General features: G+C 36.3%; 24 protein-coding genes and 1 pseudogene. 5 read left to right on the top strand and 20 right to left on the bottom strand.

Annotated features, from left to right (window positions below; translation table 11 throughout):
* Nucleotides 1–114: 114 nt before the first annotated feature.
* Nucleotides 115–1,608: a hypothetical protein gene (locus HYB91_RS11445; protein WP_002676607.1), complete on the top strand. Its 1,494-nt coding sequence runs from the start codon at nt 115–117 to the stop codon at nt 1,606–1,608.
* Between the two features lie 128 nt (nt 1,609–1,736).
* Here the strand turns inward: HYB91_RS11445 and HYB91_RS11440 are convergent, their stop codons facing one another.
* The 4 genes from HYB91_RS11440 to HYB91_RS11425 are packed head-to-tail and all read right to left on the bottom strand — an operon-like array spanning nt 1,737 to nt 5,303.
* Nucleotides 1,737–3,161: an ABC transporter ATP-binding protein gene (locus tag HYB91_RS11440; RefSeq protein WP_002676608.1), complete on the bottom strand. Its 1,425-nt coding sequence runs from the start codon at nt 3,159–3,161 to the stop codon at nt 1,737–1,739.
* Nucleotides 3,161–3,859, bottom strand: a complete 699-nt coding sequence (locus HYB91_RS11435; protein WP_253719538.1) for an energy-coupling factor transporter transmembrane component T — start codon at nt 3,857–3,859, stop codon at nt 3,161–3,163. The genes HYB91_RS11440 and HYB91_RS11435 overlap by 1 nt, the downstream gene beginning before the upstream one ends.
* A 55-nt stretch (nt 3,860–3,914) precedes the next feature.
* Nucleotides 3,915–4,529, bottom strand: coding sequence for an MptD family putative ECF transporter S component (locus HYB91_RS11430; protein WP_253719537.1), 615 nt, complete (start codon nt 4,527–4,529; stop codon nt 3,915–3,917).
* A 21-nt stretch (nt 4,530–4,550) separates the two neighbouring features.
* The gene (locus tag HYB91_RS11425) at nt 4,551–5,303 is read right to left on the bottom strand and encodes a class I SAM-dependent methyltransferase (RefSeq protein WP_253719536.1); all 753 of its coding nucleotides are present in this window, start codon (nt 5,301–5,303) and stop codon (nt 4,551–4,553) included.
* A 262-nt stretch (nt 5,304–5,565) separates the two neighbouring features.
* Between HYB91_RS11425 and HYB91_RS11420 the strand changes: the two genes are divergently transcribed.
* From HYB91_RS11420 to HYB91_RS11410, 3 genes are read left to right on the top strand one after another with little or no spacing between them, the layout of a single operon-like run.
* Nucleotides 5,566–6,030 carry a MarR family transcriptional regulator gene (locus HYB91_RS11420; protein WP_002676612.1) on the top strand — a complete coding sequence of 155 codons (465 nt, stop codon included), beginning with the start codon at nt 5,566–5,568 and terminating at the stop codon, nt 6,028–6,030.
* Between the two features lie 12 nt (nt 6,031–6,042).
* Nucleotides 6,043–6,954: a 4Fe-4S dicluster domain-containing protein gene (locus HYB91_RS11415; RefSeq protein WP_002676613.1), complete on the top strand. Its 912-nt coding sequence runs from the start codon at nt 6,043–6,045 to the stop codon at nt 6,952–6,954.
* Nucleotides 6,951–7,409, top strand: a complete 459-nt coding sequence (locus HYB91_RS11410) for a flavodoxin family protein (RefSeq protein ID WP_002666402.1) — start codon at nt 6,951–6,953, stop codon at nt 7,407–7,409. Before HYB91_RS11415 ends, HYB91_RS11410 begins: the two co-directional genes overlap by 4 nt.
* A 77-nt stretch (nt 7,410–7,486) precedes the next feature.
* Here HYB91_RS11410 and HYB91_RS11405 read toward each other — a convergent pair whose 3' ends face one another.
* From HYB91_RS11405 to HYB91_RS11365, 9 genes are all read right to left on the bottom strand, one after another.
* On the bottom strand, nt 7,487–8,560 hold the full coding sequence (locus HYB91_RS11405; protein ID WP_002676614.1) for an NADase-type glycan-binding domain-containing protein: 1,074 nt from the start codon (nt 8,558–8,560) through the stop codon (nt 7,487–7,489).
* A 98-nt stretch (nt 8,561–8,658) separates the two neighbouring features.
* The gene (locus HYB91_RS11400) at nt 8,659–9,213 is read right to left on the bottom strand and encodes a GNAT family N-acetyltransferase (protein WP_002676615.1); all 555 of its coding nucleotides are present in this window, start codon (nt 9,211–9,213) and stop codon (nt 8,659–8,661) included.
* A 66-nt stretch (nt 9,214–9,279) separates the two neighbouring features.
* Nucleotides 9,280–9,570, bottom strand: a complete 291-nt coding sequence (locus tag HYB91_RS11395) for a BrnA antitoxin family protein (protein ID WP_002676616.1) — start codon at nt 9,568–9,570, stop codon at nt 9,280–9,282.
* Nucleotides 9,512–9,727 (bottom strand): BrnT family toxin, encoded by a 216-nt coding sequence (locus HYB91_RS11390; RefSeq protein ID WP_252507686.1) that lies wholly within the window; start codon nt 9,725–9,727, stop codon nt 9,512–9,514. Before HYB91_RS11390 ends, HYB91_RS11395 begins: the two co-directional genes overlap by 59 nt.
* A gap of 310 nt (nt 9,728–10,037) precedes the next feature.
* Nucleotides 10,038–10,295, bottom strand: a complete 258-nt coding sequence (locus HYB91_RS11385; protein ID WP_002688983.1) for a hypothetical protein — start codon at nt 10,293–10,295, stop codon at nt 10,038–10,040.
* Nucleotides 10,288–10,575: a hypothetical protein gene (locus HYB91_RS11380; RefSeq protein ID WP_002666388.1), complete on the bottom strand. Its 288-nt coding sequence runs from the start codon at nt 10,573–10,575 to the stop codon at nt 10,288–10,290. The genes HYB91_RS11385 and HYB91_RS11380 overlap by 8 nt, the downstream gene beginning before the upstream one ends.
* Nucleotides 10,576–10,874: 299 nt before the next feature.
* Nucleotides 10,875–11,489 carry an L-2-amino-thiazoline-4-carboxylic acid hydrolase gene (locus HYB91_RS11375; protein WP_253719535.1) on the bottom strand — a complete coding sequence of 205 codons (615 nt, stop codon included), beginning with the start codon at nt 11,487–11,489 and terminating at the stop codon, nt 10,875–10,877.
* Nucleotides 11,486–13,252, bottom strand: a complete 1,767-nt coding sequence (locus HYB91_RS11370) for an ABC transporter ATP-binding protein (RefSeq protein WP_253719534.1) — start codon at nt 13,250–13,252, stop codon at nt 11,486–11,488. Before HYB91_RS11370 ends, HYB91_RS11375 begins: the two co-directional genes overlap by 4 nt.
* Nucleotides 13,249–15,012, bottom strand: coding sequence for an ABC transporter ATP-binding protein (locus HYB91_RS11365; RefSeq protein WP_253719533.1), 1,764 nt, complete (start codon nt 15,010–15,012; stop codon nt 13,249–13,251). The genes HYB91_RS11370 and HYB91_RS11365 overlap by 4 nt, the downstream gene beginning before the upstream one ends.
* A 279-nt stretch (nt 15,013–15,291) precedes the next feature.
* On the opposite strand from HYB91_RS11365, the gene HYB91_RS11360 reads away from it, so the two are divergent.
* A complete protein-coding gene (locus HYB91_RS11360) occupies nt 15,292–15,957 on the top strand; it encodes a CPBP family intramembrane glutamic endopeptidase (RefSeq protein ID WP_002676620.1) in 666 nt (221 codons plus the stop codon).
* 49 nt (nt 15,958–16,006) lie between these two features.
* Here the strand turns inward: HYB91_RS11360 and HYB91_RS11355 are convergent, their stop codons facing one another.
* The 7 genes and pseudogenes from HYB91_RS11355 to HYB91_RS11325 form a co-directional block, all read right to left on the bottom strand.
* Nucleotides 16,007–16,633, bottom strand: a complete 627-nt coding sequence (locus HYB91_RS11355) for an HD domain-containing protein (RefSeq protein ID WP_002676621.1) — start codon at nt 16,631–16,633, stop codon at nt 16,007–16,009.
* A 96-nt stretch (nt 16,634–16,729) separates the two neighbouring features.
* Nucleotides 16,730–17,908 (bottom strand): HAD family hydrolase, encoded by a 1,179-nt coding sequence (locus HYB91_RS11350; RefSeq protein WP_002676622.1) that lies wholly within the window; start codon nt 17,906–17,908, stop codon nt 16,730–16,732.
* Nucleotides 17,909–18,019: 111 nt separating this feature from the next.
* Entirely contained in the window at nt 18,020–18,415 is a 396-nt protein-coding gene (locus HYB91_RS11345; protein ID WP_002672691.1) for a type II toxin-antitoxin system VapC family toxin, read from the bottom strand.
* Nucleotides 18,412–18,651, bottom strand: a complete 240-nt coding sequence (locus HYB91_RS11340; protein WP_038125541.1) for a type II toxin-antitoxin system Phd/YefM family antitoxin — start codon at nt 18,649–18,651, stop codon at nt 18,412–18,414. Before HYB91_RS11340 ends, HYB91_RS11345 begins: the two co-directional genes overlap by 4 nt.
* A 67-nt stretch (nt 18,652–18,718) precedes the next feature.
* Nucleotides 18,719–19,693 carry an alpha/beta fold hydrolase gene (locus HYB91_RS11335; protein ID WP_002676624.1) on the bottom strand — a complete coding sequence of 325 codons (975 nt, stop codon included), beginning with the start codon at nt 19,691–19,693 and terminating at the stop codon, nt 18,719–18,721.
* Nucleotides 19,694–19,805: 112 nt separating this feature from the next.
* Nucleotides 19,806–20,207, bottom strand: a pseudogene (locus HYB91_RS11330) (PIN domain nuclease).
* On the bottom strand, nt 20,204–20,401 hold the full coding sequence (locus HYB91_RS11325; RefSeq protein WP_002676626.1) for a hypothetical protein: 198 nt from the start codon (nt 20,399–20,401) through the stop codon (nt 20,204–20,206). Before HYB91_RS11325 ends, HYB91_RS11330 begins: the two are co-directional and overlap by 4 nt.
* Nucleotides 20,402–20,429: the final 28 nt, after the last annotated feature.

The raw sequence follows: 20,429 nt of genomic DNA, 5'->3' as shown, positions 1-20,429 counted from the left end.
ATAAACCGCTATAAAATTTAAAAAAGCAATCAGATGTTTTATAGAACAAAAAAGCTCCAATATGAAAGATACGAAGTTATAGAAAATAAAAAAAAGACAAGGAGAATTCCGATAATGAAAGCTAAAAGCGGAGATGTGTATTGTGTGTATAATTCATATTTAAAAAAATATACTGCGTGCCAAATAACCAAGATAGAGGAAGGTGAGAAAAAACCGAAAGCAGTGCTGCTCTCTTTAGATTGGTCGGGTGAACAGCCTCTCAAAGAGGAAGAATTACCTTTACTAAAGCCGCTTTATCAGGACTTTATGTACTGGAAACGTGGTCTGCATCTTTGTAATGTTGATGTCATGGTGCCTGCGAACCATATGTTAATCGGTAACATGCAGCCATTAACCGATGAAAGCACAAATACCTATGCAAGGTCTTGGGGAAACGGATACGAAGTATATCGTCAACTTAAATGGCAGGAAATTCCTAAAGAGCAAAGAGATGCGTTTAAAAAAGCGGAGAGCAGTAAGGAAAAAATTATATTTGCCGGAAAAGAAATGGCGGTTTCCAGACATCGCATACATGATGATGTTCCTTTTGAAAATGTGCTGGAATTAAAAGCCTTTCCATGCTTATCCTATTTGGCATGTAAAAAATGGCATATCGGTTTATATGAATATTTACAATCATGTCCGTTTTTAGATGAGCTGGTACTTGAAAATCATCAGCAAAAAAGATTGGATTTTTCCAATGCGCATTTGCACAGACTTTCTATTGATATGAACGGCGTGGAAGAACTGTATCTGAATAACGAATTGGAAGAACTTATTCTGTTAGGTGAAGTAACAAATAACTGTAAAATACATGCTGTTGAAAACGGAGCTTTATTACTTTTAACAGCAACTAAAATAGTGCCTAAAATACAGGAGCTAAAAGACTTGGGCAAACTGCATTGCTCAGAGATTACAGAACTTGATGTAGCCGAGATTTTAAAAGCATACCCGATGCTGCGGGAATTGCGGCTATGGGGCAAACCCGGTATTCTTTCTAACCTTTCTATGCTATCCCAATTTACAAAACTGGAGGGCTTTACTACGGTTGATTTATTCGGTTTTTCTGCCGAAGACATTCCGGAGCCGGAACATTTACCTAACTTACATTGGTTTTGGATGAGCAGCCTGCCGGAAAATGCAGCCAAAAAAGCTAAACATCTTTATAAAAAGAGAACAGAAGAAGGGCTTGACCTTTGGATACAAAAGCCGCGAAAACCGGAATGGTTGGCGCAGAACCTTGACAATCCGTTCCGCTCATGGGACGGACAAGAAAATATCTCTGCAGCGAATGCCAAGAAAGCAGCAGATGTATATAAAAAAACAAGAGCCGAAATCCTCAAATTGGAACAAAGCTCGCCGCTCGAAGCTGCCCGGACTGCCGAAGCTTTGGTGAGGGCATATACCGAAAGTTTTAATAAAATGGACAAACGCAAGTATTTTATTGAAACAGTAGAAAGAGAAGATATTTATTGTGCTCTTACAGAACTTTTAGATTTAATACCGCCTTCTCTATCTATCAATAAAGAAAAACTCTTGGAAATTTTTGATACGACACGGGATTTTTAGGATAAATAATGTTTGAAGAGATTAAGGTCTTGTTGTTAAAAGGCATAAATAAATATGACAGTGAAGATTTTGAAATATTAGGATTCTGAAAATAATTTGGGGATTATGGTATAATCAAAAAATAACTTTTATTTCGTTTGAGCTTCTCCTCCAAGCACAATTTCATAGCTGCAGCATGCAGCGATAAGTTCAAAATCGTGCGTAATAACGATAATCGTTTTACCGCAAGCCGCCGCGTCCAAAAAAGCTTTTGCAAGGATGTCTGCGTGATAGCCGTCCAAACCGCTGGTCGGCTCATCGAAAATGAGTATTTCGCGGCCGGACAGCAGGGCGCAGGCAACGGAAAGCCTCTGTTTTTGTCCTCCGGAAAGCGTTGCAGGGTGAACATCTTTGAGGTCATAGAGCCCCATGGTCTGTAAGACATTCCGCGCCCGTTCAAGCTTATCGGGGGTGTTCATCATACTCAATAGAATTTCTTCGGAAACGCTTTCGGTAAAAAACTGCGTTCCAGTATCGTTGGCGCTGTACCATACCGCTTTGCGACGCGCCCGAAGCCTGCTTTTTTTTCCGTTAAGGAATACCGTGCCGCCCGACTCTTTATTAAGCCCGCTCAAAATAAGGCCGAGAGTTGTTTTTCCAACTCCGTTTTTACCGGTAAGCGCAATAATCTGTCCGCGCCATACGGAAAAAGATATTGTTTGCAAAATAAGGTTCCCCTTTTCTTTGCGGTATATCCCGTCTGCTTGCAGTAAGGGTTCATTTGCCGTACCGGAAGATAAGGCTCTTGATGAAGGAGGGGTAAGAGCCGGTTTTAGAGCAGGCGTAAATGACCTCAATCCAAAATGCTTTTTTTGCTCAAGCGTCATTTTCTGCATTTCTTGAGCCGTATGCACCCACTGTATTGTCCCTTCATCTATATAGATAAAACGGTCGGCAATTCCGTACAGCCAGCTTAACCTATGTTCTGCAATAATCAGAGTTCGCCCATCTTCTTTGAGCTTCTTTAAAACATGAGAAAGCCTTATAGAGCTTTCTTCATCGAGATTAGCAGTCGGCTCATCACATACGTATATTGAAGGCGATAGGGCATAGACCGAAGCGATTGCAGCGCGCTGTTTTTCTCCGCTTGAAAAGGTGTCAAGCGTATGCTCTCGTAATGCCGCAAGATGAAATGCTTCGATTGCCCCCTCTGTGCGGGCGATGATCTCGTGTTGTGCCAGTCCGTAATTTTCGCATGAAAAAGCAATCTCACCTGCAAGTTCGGAAGAAAAGAACTGGCTTTGCGGTTCCTGAAACACGCTGCCTATAAATTTGCCCCTCTCCCATAATGGGGTAGAAGACATATCTTTTCCGCCGATAGAGATATTTCCTGAAAGCGTGCCGCTGTAATAACCCGGTGCTAATCCGTTTAAAAGGCGCAATACTGTTGTTTTACCGCCGCCCGACGGGCCGGTTAGAACCGTACATTCGCCTTCGTTAATTGTAAGGTTTATATCCGATACACCTCTTTCACTGTTTTCATAATGAAAACTTACATTTTCCATCCGTATCATCAAGCAAGACTCCTTACTATGATAACCGCAGCCATAGTAGTGCTCCACACAATGGCAGCGATATAGTCGAAGGTCCGCATCTTTTTTCCGTAATAGCTGCTCCGTTTTACCGGACACTGAATACCCCGCACAACTGCCGAGACTGCGAGTTGATCGGCAATTTGAATGCAGCGTAAAAGCAGAGGAATCAGTACATATTCTCCCGTTTCTAAGGGATGAGTTAGGATGCGGGCCGGGTCCAAAAGGCCTTTGGTTTTCATTGAAAGGCGGAGCTTTTTTACTTCCGCTTTCATCACCGGTATAAAACGGAAAATAACGAGTAGTCCTAAAATAACGGAGGCCGGCATTCCGATACGGGAAAGGAAAGCTGCAATCTCTCCGGGCGGCGTTGTTATCACATCCCATCCTATAAGCATAACAGGCAAGAGGTTCCAGCATAAAAAAATATAGAATTCCGGTATGATGATTGTTCTAACACCATATCTGCGGATACCTATTAAGAGAAGCAAAAGCAGCGCATAAAAGAGGCCGAATGATATCAGCAGCCGCCATTTACACTGGACGGCAAGATATAAAAGTCCGATAAGCGAAAGAATACCGTTTATCCTGTAATCGGCGATAAAAAATGAGCTTACAATAACGCACAAAAGCGTCCACAATTTTACCGGAGCCGTAAAATCTTTTGAAACCTTTTTCATTTAATTTTTTAACAAGGCATTTTTAAAAACTCTGATGAGCTTTTTGCAAATGTTTTTATAATACGCCCGCTTTTTCAAAATGTTTTTTTATCAACCTTGAAGCAATCAGACTTCCTGCAAAACCGCAGGCGGTTGTAAAAGCAACGATAAAAATAATCCAATAAGGAACGGTAAAATACCGAACATATGAGTCAATATATTCTTGACTCATTCCGCTTGAAACGGCAAAGGCATAATAAGCATCCCAGAAGAACCAGATCGGAAGCAAATTTGTTCCGTTAAATAACAGGCTGGAAACCGTCCATGCAGCCGTAAGCCGGCGCGGATTTTGATAGGCTCCATGTTTCCATAAAATGGCTTCGCATATTAAGCCGATAACGATGTAATACGGCAATAAATACCAGTTTCCCATTATTAGAAAAATGATGCCGAGAAGTGTCATGTAGATAAAAGACACGCCCCGTTTTCCCACCCGTTGTACCATGAGAAAATAAACCGGCGCGCAGATAAATACTGAAAAACCGACTGATAATGTCATACTGACAAAATGGTTTGCCATGCACACAATATTTACAATAAATTGCATAACGACAAGAAGAGCACTTAATAAAACCGTAGTTATTACATCTTTTATCGTCCATTTGGCTGTTGTGTTCATTTTTTTATTCATTTGAATCTCCTCTTTTTCTGTTTATTCTATGTTTTTTGCTTTTATCACGAACATAGGTATGGTTTTATATCTCGCCGCTTGAAAAGCATCCATATATTTCTCTTTGGAAAGAAGCCTGCTCGCAATTTCCTTAAAGCCGATTTTTTTCAGCATTTTTTCATCCCATTCAGGACGATTTATGTAGGCAAGCGGAAATTTTTTCAGAATGTTTATAATCTGTTCATCATGATAATAATCTCTGAATTCGCCGCATTGCTTAACAAGCTCCGCTTCGCATGATTTAAATTTTTCAAACTCATCTGTATTCCACATCGGTTTAAGCCAATTAGCGTCAATGTTCAGCATGATTCCTTCGGGCTTTAGTATTCTTTTCCATTCTTTGTATACGGTTTCCGGCGCAGTGAATAGCCATGAAGCATGTCTGGAAACCACAGCATCAAATAAACGTTCAGGAAAATCCGTTGAATGAGCATCTTTAAGCAAAAAGGTGATTTTGTCAGAAAGCCCCAATTCTTCCGCTGTTTTTTTTCCTTCTTCAAGCATCGCCTCGCTGCTGTCTATGGCGGTAACTTCCCAGCCGTCTTGTGCAAGTAAAATGGCTAAAAAGCCTGTACCGCACCCCGCATCCAAAGCTTTCTTTCCCTTGCAGTCCTTGAGATTTTCCTGAAGCAGTTTTTTCCATTCACTCCCGTTTTCTTTTAATTCCTGCATGTGAAACATCCGCATATTTTCTGCCTGTTCAGACCATTTTTTCATTAAATCTTTTATATCCATTTTTTTCCTCTGATTGTTTATTTACGGATTCCGGCAAAGCACAATATTGCGCGGTTTAATAAAAAATAGCAATGTTATTTTTAGTATATATAATTTCTTTTTGATTGTCAAGATAGCGGTGTTATTTTTTTAATATTTAAGGAAAATGATGTCTTTGCAATTATAGACTTATATTAATATATTTTAGATGCTAAAACATATTGACAAAAAAAGTATTTTGATGTATATTTATTTTAGCAACTAAAATAAAAAGGATATGCCAATGAATGATGTAGAAAGCCTTATACGACGGACGGCAAAAATTCAGTACAAAGTAAACGCCAATGATAAAAAACCCAGAACTTTCGGTACGCAGCATAAATTGTACCAAAGCGAAATTCATTTTATAGAAGCAATAGGTTTAGACGGTGGATACAGCGCTTCCGAGCTTTCGGAAAAACTCGGCATTACAAACGGTGCCGTAACACAAGTTGCAGATAAGCTGCTAAAGAAAAAATTGATAGAAAAATATAAAAAAGCGGATAACAAAAAAACCGTTTATTTTAAGCTGACAAAAGAAGGAACCGTTGCATATAACAATCACGAAAAATTCCATGCCGGTTTTAACGAGAAACTTGCAGCATATTTGAGTTCTCTTTCAAAAAAAGAGTTCGATGCGATTGCACGTTTGGCGGAATTGGTAGACAACAACATCCCCGATTTAAGTACACAGGAGGGTTTATTTTAAGGAGGTTTTATTATGAAAGCTGTTATCATAGTATTCAGTCCGTCAGGACATACATTGGTTGCTGCACATATGATTCAGAAAAAAATTAAAGATAAAGGCGGCGCGGCTGATATCATAAATATTACAAAAGATGACAGCCTGTTGTTTGCCTCAAGATCCGAAAGGCAAAAAATCTTGGAAGAACGCTTACAAGATTTCGATGTACTTTTTGTAGGAGCGCCGGTATACGCAGGACACGCTGAAAGCCACATACTGAGTATCATCGAAGCTCTGCCTTTGCCGGATCAACAATGTTTAAAAATTGCAGTTCCGTTTATTACTTATGGAGGAGCACATTCGTTTATCGCATTGGAAGAAATGGGAAGGGCATTAAAGAAGAAAAAATATGTACCGGTTTTAGGAATCAAACTTGCTTCGTTTCATACACTTAGCAGATTTTTCCATACCAAAATACTGGAGAACAAACCCGGCGATATGGAAGAGGGTTTAATAGAAACGGCAGTAAATAAAGTGTTTGCTCTGTGTTCACATAAAGAACACATAAAAGACAATAGTGCTTCTTTTGCCTATACCAAAGGTCCAATGCGCTTTATGCTGAAGCTCCTTTCGCAGGAAAAAATACACGGAAAGTTTAAAACCGTATCGATTATACGGGAAAAGTGCAGTGCATGCAAAAAATGTATTTCAGTGTGCCCCATTAACAATTTTATATTTACAGACGGTAGGGTATCGATAAAAAATCAAAAAAATTGTATATTATGCGGAGAGTGTTTTTATAACTGCGGCTGCAACGCAATCGATTTTGCATACCGAACGGTTGCACAAAAAAGATTAAACGATGGAAATATTGTTTTTGAAGAAGATATATCGGCCATATATCCTAAAAAATACGGCTATATAAATAATAAAGGAGATCTGCTATGAGTAACGTATGTATTGTGTACAGTTCAACACATCATGGAAATACCGAAAAGGTACTGAACAAAATAAAGGAAAAGTTTCCTGAAACGGTTTTGATAAAGGCCGGTGATTTTAATCCTGATGATTTTAATCGCTATGAAGCAATCGGTTTTGCTTCAGGAATTTTTTACCTTAAATTTGCAAAACCGGTCGATAAGTTATTTGAACAAGCGCTTGTGGGCAGTGTACAAAAGCTGTTTTTTATTTACACCGCCGGCGCGGTCAATGCCGGTTTTGAAAAAACTTTGCGCAAAAAAACCGAACAAAGCGGAAAAATCTGTATGGGCATATTCGGCTGCAAAGGCTTTGACACCTTCGGTCCTTTAAAACTTATCGGCGGTTTAAACAAAGGCCGACCTAACGAAGACGATTTTAAAAATGCAATCGATTTTTTTGGGAAAAATATTATAAACGCATAAAAGCTTTATAAAGGCTGGATCATAGATTTTGAAAATTATTCCTTTTCTAACACTACTCTAAGAGTGGTGTTAGACGATTATTTTTCAAATATCCAATTTCCATTTTCTGATTGAAAATCTAATTCGGCAATACATGTATCATTATATTTTTTCCCTTTATAAAATTCCTTTACATAAAAACCATAATCAATCCAATTTATAATTTGCGGTTCAAGATTTTTATCTTTTAAGGTAACTGCCGTAGATTTTTCATTAAATGAATCAATGACTTTTATCCGATTATTATTTTTATAAAGCATTTCATTTTGAGCATATCCATTTATGATTTTCATTTTTATGCAGTTTGAATTAAGATTTTTTGAATATAATGAAATTTTTATTGTGCTATCCTCCGTGTCTTCTACATAACTTGTTGATGGATTACCATCAAAAGCATTTTGAATTGTATATTTAAACGGACGAACTTTATCAATAAGAGGATATGAATAATCGATATTAATTACAGGAATTTCTACATCTTTCCTTATTAAATGCAAACATTCATCTCCCAACCAGTTTTTATAAAAAGATTCATTTTGTAAATCTTTCCAATATTTAAAATTTGCGGAAGTAGAACGTTCTGTTGTTTCCCAGCTTTCACCATCATCCGAATCGGCAGAATGAGATATTACACGCTTAGCGCTGTTGAACTCCAGAATTCCTATGATGTTATTATTTCGTTCTATAACCGATACATTGCCGTAATTATCTTCATTCCAGCTCGTTACCGTGCCATCACCTGAATTCCGTATATAAATATATCCATATGATATTTCATGGAAAACCCCATTAACTTTTATATAAACCCATTGTCTAAGTCTCATTTTATTTTCATATATTTTTGAAAGATTTTCATCATTCAAAGTTTCATAACTTGTTAAAAGCCGATAGATAGTTCCATTTTCATAATTTTCTTCAAAAAGACGTACATATTTATCTCCATAATCCTCATCTTGTATGCTTTTTTGACTTTTAAAATATTTTAATATTTCGTCATCCGTACATTCTGTGATATTTTCATAATTATTTCCAAAAAGAATTTCTCTATACTCATAAGTAAAACCTGGAATTGTAGTAAATATTAACAATAAAAATAAGATTATTTTTTTCACTTTTTCCTCCTAAAAATTAGTACGTCGGCGACATATTCGTTTAACAACTACTTAAACTATTTTGCGGCTTGTCCGCAATGTCAGCGTTGAAGCGGGTGTTAGGTTTTATTATTGTTTCGAGTAACTCTGTACTCTTCATCTAGCAAATACATCATTATAAAATCCGAATATTCGCCATTATTGAAGAATCCATCCTTTTGCTTACCCTCTTCTTTGAATCCTATACTTTTCCAGAACCTTAATCCTCTTTCGTTACTTCCCACAACTCCAATTGCTATTCTGTGGAAATTTAAGCTATTAAAACCATATTCAAGCATTAAGTTCGCAGTTTCTTTTCCATAACCTTTAGCCCAATAATTTCTATTCCAAATCATTAGCGAATAATCTGCCGTTCTCCATGGCATAAAAATTCTTAGGAAACCGGTTTCTCCAATTATTGAATTTGTTTCCTTATCAATAATTACAAACCAGATCCTGTCATCTGTTTTTTGACATCGATCATAAAAGTTATCCATTTCTCTTTCAGTTATTGGATATACTTCTCCGCTTAATACTCCTATTTCTCTATCGGACATTAACTCAGCCAATTTTTTAAGATCATCTTTTTGGACCGGACGAAGTTTTATTCTCTCACTCTCCATAAAATAACTCATATCATTCCTCTCATACATTTTAAATAAATATTTTCAGCGTTGACGCGGTGTTAGATTTTATAATTATCAAATTGTGTACTTATATCTTTCAGCGTACTTGCTTAATATTTCATTTATCATTGTTTGATATTTTACATTATTTTTCTTTGCCGAAGCTTTAAAAAATGCAACACTTTCACAGTCAAGCGTTATCGTAATTTTTACTTTTTCAGATTTTCTTATTAATCTGTCAGGTGGTGGTAGAAAATCATCTATCCTTTCCGATAATGATATTGATTCAGCTACTTGTTTAGGAGCATCACTGTATTCTGTTTTCTTCTTCATATTTTCTTTTTCCTTCTCTCCAATATCCGGCACCTATTATCCTAATATTCTCATTACGCAAGGTAAAACGTACCGTCAATATTTTATCTTCAACTTTACCAAGACAAAAATATCTTTTCTCTTTATCCGAATGTCTTTCATCATATAATATAACTCTATTTTTATCAAAAAGCTTCCTGAGCTTCTTCAAATGAAATATTATGTTTTCTTATATTTTTATTCTTATTCTTATCTCATTCAAATGTCACAGTATATTATACATACTTTTTGCAATATTTTCAATATATATATTTTTATTTTAGAAAATAATATTTTATATAGTTATTCTGCTGCTTTATAATACTTGGCTTCCTAACAATATTTTTCAATCGAAGAAAACATTATAGGTCGGTTCTGCACCTGCCTGCCTTTAGGCTGGTCAACCTAACATTCGCTTAACCTGCAAACGGGCATAGTCCCGTTTGTCAGAGCTGAAGCGGGTGTTAGACGCATTGAATTATTTATCTTTCTATCAGCTTTCCGGTTAAATATTTATGTAAAATACTTCCTGCAAAAACTTCATAGTCCATACCTTCTTCAAAAGCTTTGGCCTTTAGATTATTCATATCTTGCTTGACAAGCATTATATCTATCTTCTCGCTTTTCATAAGCATACTTTCAGCCGCTTTTTTAAAATCATTACTAAGATCATAAAAATTTTTTACCGATTTCCATTCATCATTTTCTATAGATTCATACAACTCTTTTTCACTATTCATTTTCTTCTCCTTTCCAATCAAAATATTTCGACGTATATTTTCTACTTGGAAAAATAGTTTTCAAAAAACAAACATCATTTTCAAGTACACAAGGAACTACATATACATATCTATCAATTTCTACAAGAAGCAAAAGTTGATTTGGATATTTTTCTTTATTTGGATGCTCTAAAATATCCAATAAATTATCTTGCTCAATTGCCACAATAATCCGCTCAAACGATATATTTCTATCTCTTTTAAGCATCATATTTTTTTCATTATTCCAATCGAATATCATACTATAAATAATATATCACTTTTTCAATCTTTTAACAATAAACCTAATACTACAAATAAACTTTATTTTTATACTATTACATAACAATATTAAAACATAAAAACTATAGTTTTATTTTCTTCACAAATAATTATAATAGTTACCACGACCATCCGAAGGACTTATAACTAGTTGATTTCCTTAATAAGTTTTAAAATCCACAGATAAAAGTTTTATTTTCTCATACAAGTAGATATTATAAATCACATCCTGTCTATAGGGCTTTGAATGTCTAGTCCGCCGTGGTTTAGGCCATGAGTTTAAAACCTCTTCACGGACTTTGTCTTAGAATGAAAACAAAAGTCGCATTTGTTGCCGCCCATTCCTAAGGTTTCGCTTCTGTCGAATTGCAATTTTTTTATATTTCCGAAGACGATATGATCGCATAAACAAAATATCTCACAGATTTCAGGACAGTTAAAATAGGTACAGGTATCAAACCAAAGACATTTTAAAACATCCGTAGAATACTCATTCGCATTGTCGGCTAAAGTTTTACTTATCCAAATTTCTTCACCGGTCATTCCCTTTCTCATAAAAAAACGGAACAGTTTAAAAAAGCCGGGAATATGGAACAATGCGTTCAAAATACGGTGAGCTTTTCCTGCAATATAAAAAGAATATTCTTTTACCAGTTCCTTTGCCTCTTGCGCAGGAATTCCATTGTCGATAAAAGTTTTATAAAGCGCTATGTTTGATATGATACTGCTCTTTTGCCGCTCCTTTTGTTTTTTTGTCCATGCTCCGCGATCGAGTTCTTGAATAAGCAGTTGCATTTTTTCCTTATAGGTTGTGTCTATATGATCTAATATGTGCGGCGTTAATTTCCCTGAACTGACAAACCCTCTGCGTGAATAAAATCTTTTATATTTCATACATTTCTCCGATCAATCTTCCATCCGATTGCTTCTTCGCGGATATCGACGAATCTCCGGTATAGCCCATCCTGCTGCATAAGTTCGGCATGAGTACCCCGCTGCACAATGCGTCCTTCATCAAGTACAATAATTTGATCCGCTTTGCGTACCGTATTTAAACGGTGCGCAATCATCAAGAGCGTTTTATTTTTAGTCAGCTCCTCTATGGCTTTTTGTAGCTCGTGTTCATTTTCAGGATCGACACTGGCAGTCGCTTCGTCTAAAATAACAACAGGCGCATCCTTGAGAATTGCCCGCGCGATGGAGATACGCTGTTTTTCTCCTCCCGACAATGTTGCTCCGTTTTCGCCGATTTTAGTTTGATAGCCGTCCGGCATTGCAGTGATAAAATCATGACAGCAGGCCTTTTTTGCTGCGGCAATCACTTCGTCCATCGTTGCATCCGGCTTACCGAAACGGATATTGTTTTCTATCGTATCTTCAAACAGGTATACGTGCTGAAACACAATAGAAAAATTTTTTAAAAGACTATCGCATGTGTAATCTTTAACGTTGATACCTCCAAGTAAAATTTCACCATCGTCGACATCCCAAAAGCGAGCAATTAAATTACACAGTGTTGTTTTTCCCGAACCTGACGGCCCGACAATCGCGCAGCTTGTTTTCTGCGGCACCGTAAAATCGGCATTACGTATCACTTCTTTTGTGTCATCCCTATCGTAAGAAAAAGAAATATTCCGAACCGTAATGTCATAATTATTCGGAATATGATCCGTACCGTTTTCGTCCAACAGCGGCATATCCGATATTTCTTCCAACCGGTCAAGAGAGGCATCAACTACCCGTGCAACAGCTGCCGTACTTCCGGCAAGCTCCACAGTTGCATAAATCATAAAACTTGCAACAGTCAGCAACAAACACTTTTCCGGTGTTATGTTTCCATGCATTAAAAGATATGGAACCGTAATCAGCATCGCAGCTCTAACCACTTTGAATACTGTCTGAAAAGCAGCCGCGAGTTCGGAAAAAATTTTTTCCAAAATGATATTTGCCGCTGCACTTTCACTGATTGCTGCATCAACCGTTTTACCGGATTGTTCGCCGAGTCCGAATGCTTTTACCACTGTCATCCCTTGAATGTATTCCAAAATGCCGGTTACCAGTTGTGCCTGCGCTGCCTGCCTGCGCGGCGAATATTTTTTTCCCGCGGCTTGTGTTTTTGCATAAATAAAGAACGAGATTAAAAGACCTGCGAGCATCAGCAATCCGATTCTCCATTCATAAACCAACAACCATACATTGATAACAAAGGCGTGAATAAATCCGCCTGCAACCGCCTCCAGCACCGTTACCGCACTTGTTTCAAGATCGCCGAGTGTGGTGGTAACCGCAGCGGTAATATCTCCTAAACGATGCTCACTAAAATACCCCATCGGTGCACGCTTTAATTTTTCACCGAGGTTCATCCGCCACTCGCTGCACATAGCAAAACTTCCCAATGTTCTATTTATGGAAGCTATATTGATAAAAACGATTTTCCCTACAACACTGAGCAGCATAATTCCGAGAGATACCCAAATCGTTTTGTACGGCATCCCATTTCCTGAAATGGCGGAAAGGATTCCGGAGAGAACAGTCAAGATTGCCATAATGGGAAGCATCTCAAAAAACGAATTACCGATATGAAAAATAAAAGAGAGTATCAATCTTCTTTTTTCCGCACCTGAAAAATTCAACAATCGTTTAAACATATTAATCATACAGCCTCCTCCTTTTTGTCGCTTACGCTGATGTGCGCATTCCAAAGTGTGCGATACAGTTCGCACGATTCCAAAAGCGATTGATGCTCACCCTCTGCTTCAATTCTTCCGTGATTCATAACGATAATCTTATCCGCCATCGTGATAGTCGAAAGCCGATGCGCAATGACTATCAATGTTTTTCCTGCGACCAGTTCTCCGATGGAACGCTGAATAACCGCTTCATTTTCGGGGTCGGTAAAAGCTGTCGCTTCATCCAGCACAATGATGGGGCTGTCTTTTAGTATTGCGCGCGCGATTGCAATGCGCTGCTTCTCGCCGCCGGAAAGATTATTCCCTCCGTCTCCTGCGACCGTATCATACCCTTGAGGAAGTGCGCTGATAAAATCGTGACAGCTTGCTTTCTTTGCAGCTTGTTCTATCTCAGCATCCGTCGCGTCCGGTTTCCCAATCCGTATATTTTCCCGAATGGACAAATGGAATAAATAATTATCCTGTGAAACATAAGCGACACGTTCCATCACTTGCGAAAGCGGAATGTTCCGTACATCGCAGCCGCCTATCATAACCGAGCCTGTACTCGCTTCCCAAAACGAGGCGATTAAACGGGCAACGGTAGATTTTCCCGAACCCGACGGACCGACAAATGCAGTCATCCCATTCGGAACCGCTTGAAATGAAATGTCGTGCAGAACTTCCGTATCGCTATATGAAAAAGACACATGCGAAAATGCAATAGTATTTTCTTTAAGCGGTACAACTTCTTTCGGACGGTTCATTTCTTCCGCTTCCAACAGTTTTGCAATTTCTTTTACGGTAGAATCTACCATTGCAAGACTGTCCGTGTAACGTAGCGCCTGAATGAGCGGTGCAATAAGACCGAGCGACAAGATGATACAGGATATAAAACTTCCGGCGGATATGCTCCCGTGTATGAAAAACCGACAGCCGAGCGGCAGCACACCTAATAAACTGGAAGGAGCAATTGCAATTCCAGCAGCGTAGTAGGGATTGGTCTTTTTAAACCATTCCGCATTCGCATTCTCACTTTCCGCTATCGCCTCAGTATATTTCCGATATGATACGGTGCTTTGATTAAAGGCTTTTATCACTTCAATGCCGCCGATGTATTCAACCGTTGCGGCATCCGTATTTTTACTTGCTGTAAGAACTTTTGCATACCGTTTTTTGTAGTCCTTCATCATCCCCATATAACAAATAAGACCGAGCGGAAAGGTTGCAAAAGCGGTAAGTGCTAAGCGCCAATCAAGATAAAAGAAATAGACTAACATTAAAAAAGGAATCAACAGGTTTGCCGTCAGTTCCGGTATGATATGAGCAAGTGGTAATTCCAGCTTTTCGACCGTATCGACCAGCATTGTTTTGAATTTACCGGATGGGGTATCCAGTATAAAGCCCATCGGAACGCGGGAGAGCTTTGCTGTCAGCTGCATACGGATATTTTTCAGCACGGTAAAGGCCGCACGGTGAGAACGTATCGTAGAAAGTGTAGACAGACAGAGCTGTCCAAGATACCCGCCAAGAGCGATAAGAGCCGTTACAAAAATTGCCTGTAAGGTATAATCCCGTGCGCATATCCGAATGATAAGGCGGGACACGGCAAGATATGGAACAATTCCAGCCGCTGCTCCCAAAACCGAAAAAATCACGGAACTTATTAGAAGACCCTTGCACGGTTTTGCAAGCTCCAATAAATACTGCAAAGCATTTTTTTGATTTGTATGTTCAGAGTTTTTCATTATTGTCTCCTACTAAATAAAATAGCACTGCTATTTTATTTAGTATACATAATTCTTTTTTGACTGTCAAGATAGCAATGCTATTTTTTTAATAATTTACCGAGTATTATTATCAATATCGAGTATTATTATCAATGTATAGTAGAAAAAAATGAATTTAGGATGATATAATGCAGGCAAATAGTGAAAAATAGGGTATTCCTGTGGATATTATTGAGAATTTATGGTATAAAAAGAAACGAATACTTAGGTTAAAGTTATACGGAGGGAACTTATTTTATGCACAATGGGATATCTATAGGAAAAGGCTTTTTGTGGGTGCTTGTTTGGTTTGGCTTTATGATCTTGTATACTATTCTTGATGTTTCGATATGGAGAAAGATAGCCCCTGAACATAGCAGAGTTTTGAACATAATTACTGTTATTTTGTGTATGACTATATTCCTTGTTTTACTAATGAGAAAAACAAATTTCAGACCTAATTTATTTACGAATATTTCTTTTCAAGGATTAATATTAGCTATAGGCTGTTCCATATTGTTCTATTTCCTTTTAGATAAAGGATTAGATCCTATATTTGAAAGTTTTTTTCCATCAAGCAGAGAAAATTATCAACAAACAATTCAATCAATAAGAGCTGCACCAATTATCGGTTTACTTGATTTTTGCATACTTGCACCTATTCTTGAAGAAATCTTAATGAGAGGATTTCTGCTTGAGGGTCTATCAATAAATTATGGAAAAATTGTTGCCTTACTTATATCTGCAGCACTCTTTGCTATGCTCCATTTCAATATAGCCCAAATAGTTCCTTCATTTATTTGTGGTGTGATTTTAGGCTTACTTTATTTTCATACAGGCTCAATATTTTCTTGCATACTTGCTCATATGGGATACAATTTAATTGCGTACAGTGTGATAGTTTTACCCATATATAACAAATAATGGAAGAACTGAAAAGTACAGACTACCGCTAAAACTGTAAAATTTTCTGTTATTTAATTAAATATCCTTTTTCGACGGCTTTTTCCAATAATTGCAGGACAAAATTCCATATTTTTTCCGAGCCGTCTTTAATATGCATATTTTTAGTTATTACCATATCATATGTTATGTTATTTTTTTTCCAAGAATAACCTTCAGACATATAATTTTGAATTATCGGTTCCAATCTATCAAATACGGAAGCAAATTTTGCTTCATTCGTTTTCCTTTCTTCAAATTCTTCCCATAAGCTTAAAAAATATTTTTTTTGATCCGGTTCTAATAAACCGAAGATTCTATCCGCAGCTTTTTTTTCATTATTATAAGATTCATCTCTTTGTGAAGAATATAAAAAGGTATCACCGGCATCTATTTCAACAATATCATGGATTAATAGCATTGAAATAACTTTTTCAATATTAACTTCAAAATTGGCATATTCTTTTAACAAAATACACATGATTGAAATTGTCCAAGAGTGTTCGGCATCATTTTCCAATCTTTCGGAATTAAATAATTTTGATTGCCGGAAAATATGTTTAACTTTATCTATTTCTATAATAAAATTGAGTTGATTAACTAATTTATCATTTTGATTAAAATCAATTAAAAATGCTCCTATTCTTTTCGACTCCATTTTTTTTCTCCTTTCGTTTTTGTAACTTTCGCTTAACCTGCATTTGCGGCTTGTCCGCAATGTCAGCGTTGAAGCGGGTGTTAGCTGTTTTTAATCTTACTGATTAATGATTTCGTTTATTTCCTTCGCAATATCAGTCTCTTTATTACACTTTGGCGATTCAAATAACCGTTTATAAAAGTTTTTCACATCAAGATCTCCTAGTATATAACGCACTTGGCTGTTTCTACTTCCAATTTCTAGTAACATTTCTATCTCTTTATCTGACCAATCGCTAATATGCTTAATGGAATTAATTACTGTATGAGTATTTGCAAAACTCAAACTACTTTCGAGTGATAAAATACCATTAGTTTTTTCTTTTATTTGTTCCAGCGTTTTCTCATTATTTGTTTTGTAGTTATCAACTTGTTCCAATTTATTATCTATATGATAAGATTCAAGTAATTCATTAGAAACAGTTCGTTCAATTATTGCTTTTATTAATTTATCTAATTCAGAATTTTCCGAATAATCAGCTGGTGTAAAATACTTTATTCTATTTTCTTGTATCATTTTATAAACCTTAGTTTTATCCATAGTTTGAGCATTATATACGCCAATTGAATGCCCTCCATAAGAATTAACTAATTTCATACAAGGAATATCAGTATCGCTATCCCCAATGTAGATTATATTTCGGAACGGTACCCTAATTTTATCTGATGAGAAACTATCATTCACACCCTGATCGTTAATATCTAAAATACCTTTTTCAATTCTAAATAGAAATTGTGTTTTATTTGTATAATTAATTGCCTGCGCAGGCCAGCGCGCAAACCCACTCTCATCAAAGTAAAAGGAACTCGCATATATTTTTTCAAATTCTTTTGAAATCGATGTTCCTTCAATCATTTCTTTTAACCCAGAAGAAATTACATAATGTTCAATAATAACGCCTCGTTGAGTTCCGTACTCTCGTATTCTAGAAAACCAATCTTCTACACCAGGAAAGAGGGTTACTTTTGCACCATACGCCCTTAATACTTCTCTTGTTACTGACTGCCTTCCAACAGCAGTTTGAAGCATTGTATACATATAGGCTAGGTTTTGATCCATTTCATTTTCGCCAGCCAGTTTATTTGATTTCTCCCAAAATGATTTAACTTCATATCCTACTGATTGTATAAAGCCTTGAGCTTGCATATCATCAGGTGATAAGGTTTTATCAAAATCATAACATATTGCTAGCACTGGTTTTTTTTCTTTTTGTTTTCGTAAGAATTGACTAGACATTTATGTATTTCTCCTTTCTTTCGATATACTCTCCAGCGCCAAAGGCGTCCACCTAACATCCGCGTAACCTGCATTTGCGGCTCGTCCGCAATGTCAGATTTGAAGCGGGTGTTAGGATAATATTTTTAAGCCATATTTTTTATACTTTATAACCTGTGTATCAACAGATAAAAAATAATAATCAGACTTTATTGATTGCCAAATCATAATTCTATCAAATGGGTCTTTGTGCTCTATAGGTAAGTTATAAAAACTAATTAATTCATCATTTTTAAAAGGTCTACACTTAAGAAAACTATTTTCTACTTCTTTGTAGAATTCTTCCGGACTCATACCTTTTAGGGATAATTTTCCCATATTATATTTTATTGATATTTCCCATAAACTAGCTTGACTATAAAAAATTTCATTTTCGTCTGCTAATAATTTATTATAAACTGATTTAGATATTTTGCTTGTATCAATAAATGCCCATAATAAATAATGCGTATCTAATAGGATTTTCATACATTAATAAACTCTTCATCTGTTATTGTCCAATCCTCACTGAATTCAACTTTTACTTTTCCTTCTAATGTGCCAAGCTTTCTCGCTTTGATTCTTTTATACTCTTCAATTGGAACAATCACGGCTATCGTTTCTTGTTTTCGACCAAAGGCAATACCAATTTCGTTACCTAATTCTACTTCTTTCAAAAGTGCAGAAAAATTCATTCTTACTTTAGCTACCGGTAATGTTTTCATATAAATATAATAACATATATGTACAACATAGTCAAGTTGCATTTGTTAAGTCAGTATTAAGAAAATTTTATAATGAGAATATCCTTTTTATACTTAATAAAACTTTAAAAAGTTCTTCCATCATTTCTTTGTTCGGCAAATGGCCTGAATTTCCTACTACTCTATAGTGTAAATTTTTATTACCAGAACTTTCACAAAGTTCCTTTATAATTTTTGTAGGGGAAACTATATCGGTTTCTCCCTGTAAAATATAATACGGAACGCTTACATTCTTTAATTTCTCAGATAAATCAATACGAAGAATTTCGTTCCACAAAGAAATATTATCTTTATAGCCGTTTATAAACATAGCTTTGAAATCTTTAAATGTGTAATCAGGCGATTGAAATAAACCTAAAATAATTTTTCCGATTTCAAGGGGCTTTGATTTTTTATTATTGTACGCATTTGTCTTTTTTCTCAGCAAACAGGATACTAATTGCAAATCTTTACTTTTTATATTATCGATATCCGTATTTTTTATCCTATTTATTATCCGTTCCGAAACGCCGCTTTCTTTTAATGCATTATACACTTCTTCGTTGTAGAAAATATTTTTTACAATTTGTCCTATCGCCAAAACTCCATCAATCACTTTTGCTTTTTTTTCAGTGACCGATAAACTTAATATGCTTCCCCATGATGCACTGAAAATAAATAATTTATTGTTCGGAAATTCTTTTTTTATAGAATCAATTAAATCGCAGGTCATCTGAACAAACCGGTTTATTGTGAAATTATCGTCAATTTTATAGTTATTGATTCCGCAACCGAGCTGATCCCAACAAACCGTAATAAAATTATCGGTAAATTCAGGAAACATTCCTCTACAACCCACACAAAGCGGAATCGGCGTTCCCGGGCCTCCATGCAACGTTATTAATATCGGCAAATCATCACGTTTGCCTTCAACTAAAACCTTTTGCGAGAATCCGCCTAGATTAAATTCTGAAATATGTGAAATTTTATTATTTTTTATGACTGTTTTTCTGGTTTTATTCATTTGTTTTATCTTTATTTATCAAGCCTCTGGGTTGTCGCTCTAACATCCGCTTAACCTGCATTTGCGGCTTGTCCTGTTTGTCGGCGTTGAAGCGGATGTTAGGCGGATTTATCTACACGGCCAGCTTTAACTCCGTAATAATTTTAGCTATTTTTACAAAATCATCATCATCGTGTAGAAGCGGAATATTATTTTCAATCGCTGTTTCTGCAATCAGCAAATCTACCGTACTACGAATTGTAAAACCTTTTCTACGGCAACGGAAATTCAACAAAGCTGCATTTTCAAATTATTGAATACCTAATCTTAACGAATACAATGGTACATCAATTAAATAAGATTTCAAAATAGCAAATTCTTTTTCGTCCTTTGCACCTTGCAGAATTTCTTGATAAATAAATTCATTGATACAAAAATGTTTTTCTTCCTCAATCAATTTTTCAAAATATGTGGTACCGACAGTTTTCCTGCCGCGAAAAAAATTGATCAACACAGAAGTATCTACTAAAATCATTGAGAACTCCGCATTGCTTTATAATCATATCCATCGGCAAACTGAATTTTACCTTTTAGATCGGCAATACTATGCTGTCTTTTTTCAGCCGGAAATTCAATTGTTTCCATGTATGAAATAACCATTCGTGCCTGTTCATTATCAAGCATTGCAAAATAATCCATCGCTTTTTTTTTAAGAGCCGTTTCTACCATCAAAAACCTCCTTATAAAAAACACGCCA

This window comes from Treponema sp. B152 (genome assembly GCF_024181665.1).
GTDB lineage: Bacteria > Spirochaetota > Spirochaetia > Treponematales > Treponemataceae > Treponema_B > Treponema_B denticola.
Note: the sequence above shows the minus strand (reverse complement) of the source record. Positions and strands in the feature narration are given on the sequence as shown.

What these genes read in the sequence shown, in the direction of transcription:
- HYB91_RS11350 (WP_002676622.1), bottom strand. Translation starts at nt 17,908, where the DNA reads ATGTCTAGTCAATTCTTACGAAAACAAAAAGAAAAAAAACCAGTGCTA.
- HYB91_RS11415 (WP_002676613.1), top strand. Translation starts at nt 6,043, where the DNA reads ATGAAAGCTGTTATCATAGTATTCAGTCCGTCAGGACATACATTGGTT.
- HYB91_RS11370 (WP_253719534.1), bottom strand. Translation starts at nt 13,252, where the DNA reads ATGATTAATATGTTTAAACGATTGTTGAATTTTTCAGGTGCGGAAAAA.
- HYB91_RS11365 (WP_253719533.1), bottom strand. Translation starts at nt 15,012, where the DNA reads ATGAAAAACTCTGAACATACAAATCAAAAAAATGCTTTGCAGTATTTA.
- HYB91_RS11355 (WP_002676621.1), bottom strand. Translation starts at nt 16,633, where the DNA reads ATGGAGTCGAAAAGAATAGGAGCATTTTTAATTGATTTTAATCAAAAT.
- HYB91_RS11335 (WP_002676624.1), bottom strand. Translation starts at nt 19,693, where the DNA reads ATGAATAAAACCAGAAAAACAGTCATAAAAAATAATAAAATTTCACAT.
- HYB91_RS11400 (WP_002676615.1), bottom strand. Translation starts at nt 9,213, where the DNA reads ATGAGTTATTTTATGGAGAGTGAGAGAATAAAACTTCGTCCGGTCCAA.
- HYB91_RS11360 (WP_002676620.1), top strand. Translation starts at nt 15,292, where the DNA reads ATGCACAATGGGATATCTATAGGAAAAGGCTTTTTGTGGGTGCTTGTT.
- HYB91_RS11345 (WP_002672691.1), bottom strand. Translation starts at nt 18,415, where the DNA reads ATGAAAATCCTATTAGATACGCATTATTTATTATGGGCATTTATTGAT.
- HYB91_RS11440 (WP_002676608.1), bottom strand. Translation starts at nt 3,161, where the DNA reads ATGATACGGATGGAAAATGTAAGTTTTCATTATGAAAACAGTGAAAGA.
- HYB91_RS11430 (WP_253719537.1), bottom strand. Translation starts at nt 4,529, where the DNA reads ATGAATAAAAAAATGAACACAACAGCCAAATGGACGATAAAAGATGTA.
- HYB91_RS11325 (WP_002676626.1), bottom strand. Translation starts at nt 20,401, where the DNA reads ATGGTAGAAACGGCTCTTAAAAAAAAAGCGATGGATTATTTTGCAATG.
- HYB91_RS11410 (WP_002666402.1), top strand. Translation starts at nt 6,951, where the DNA reads ATGAGTAACGTATGTATTGTGTACAGTTCAACACATCATGGAAATACC.
- HYB91_RS11340 (WP_038125541.1), bottom strand. Translation starts at nt 18,651, where the DNA reads ATGAAAACATTACCGGTAGCTAAAGTAAGAATGAATTTTTCTGCACTT.
- HYB91_RS11420 (WP_002676612.1), top strand. Translation starts at nt 5,566, where the DNA reads ATGAATGATGTAGAAAGCCTTATACGACGGACGGCAAAAATTCAGTAC.
- HYB91_RS11385 (WP_002688983.1), bottom strand. Translation starts at nt 10,295, where the DNA reads ATGAATAGTGAAAAAGAGTTGTATGAATCTATAGAAAATGATGAATGG.
- HYB91_RS11445 (WP_002676607.1), top strand. Translation starts at nt 115, where the DNA reads ATGAAAGCTAAAAGCGGAGATGTGTATTGTGTGTATAATTCATATTTA.
- HYB91_RS11435 (WP_253719538.1), bottom strand. Translation starts at nt 3,859, where the DNA reads ATGAAAAAGGTTTCAAAAGATTTTACGGCTCCGGTAAAATTGTGGACG.
- HYB91_RS11425 (WP_253719536.1), bottom strand. Translation starts at nt 5,303, where the DNA reads ATGGATATAAAAGATTTAATGAAAAAATGGTCTGAACAGGCAGAAAAT.
- HYB91_RS11375 (WP_253719535.1), bottom strand. Translation starts at nt 11,489, where the DNA reads ATGAAATATAAAAGATTTTATTCACGCAGAGGGTTTGTCAGTTCAGGG.
- HYB91_RS11380 (WP_002666388.1), bottom strand. Translation starts at nt 10,575, where the DNA reads ATGATATTCGATTGGAATAATGAAAAAAATATGATGCTTAAAAGAGAT.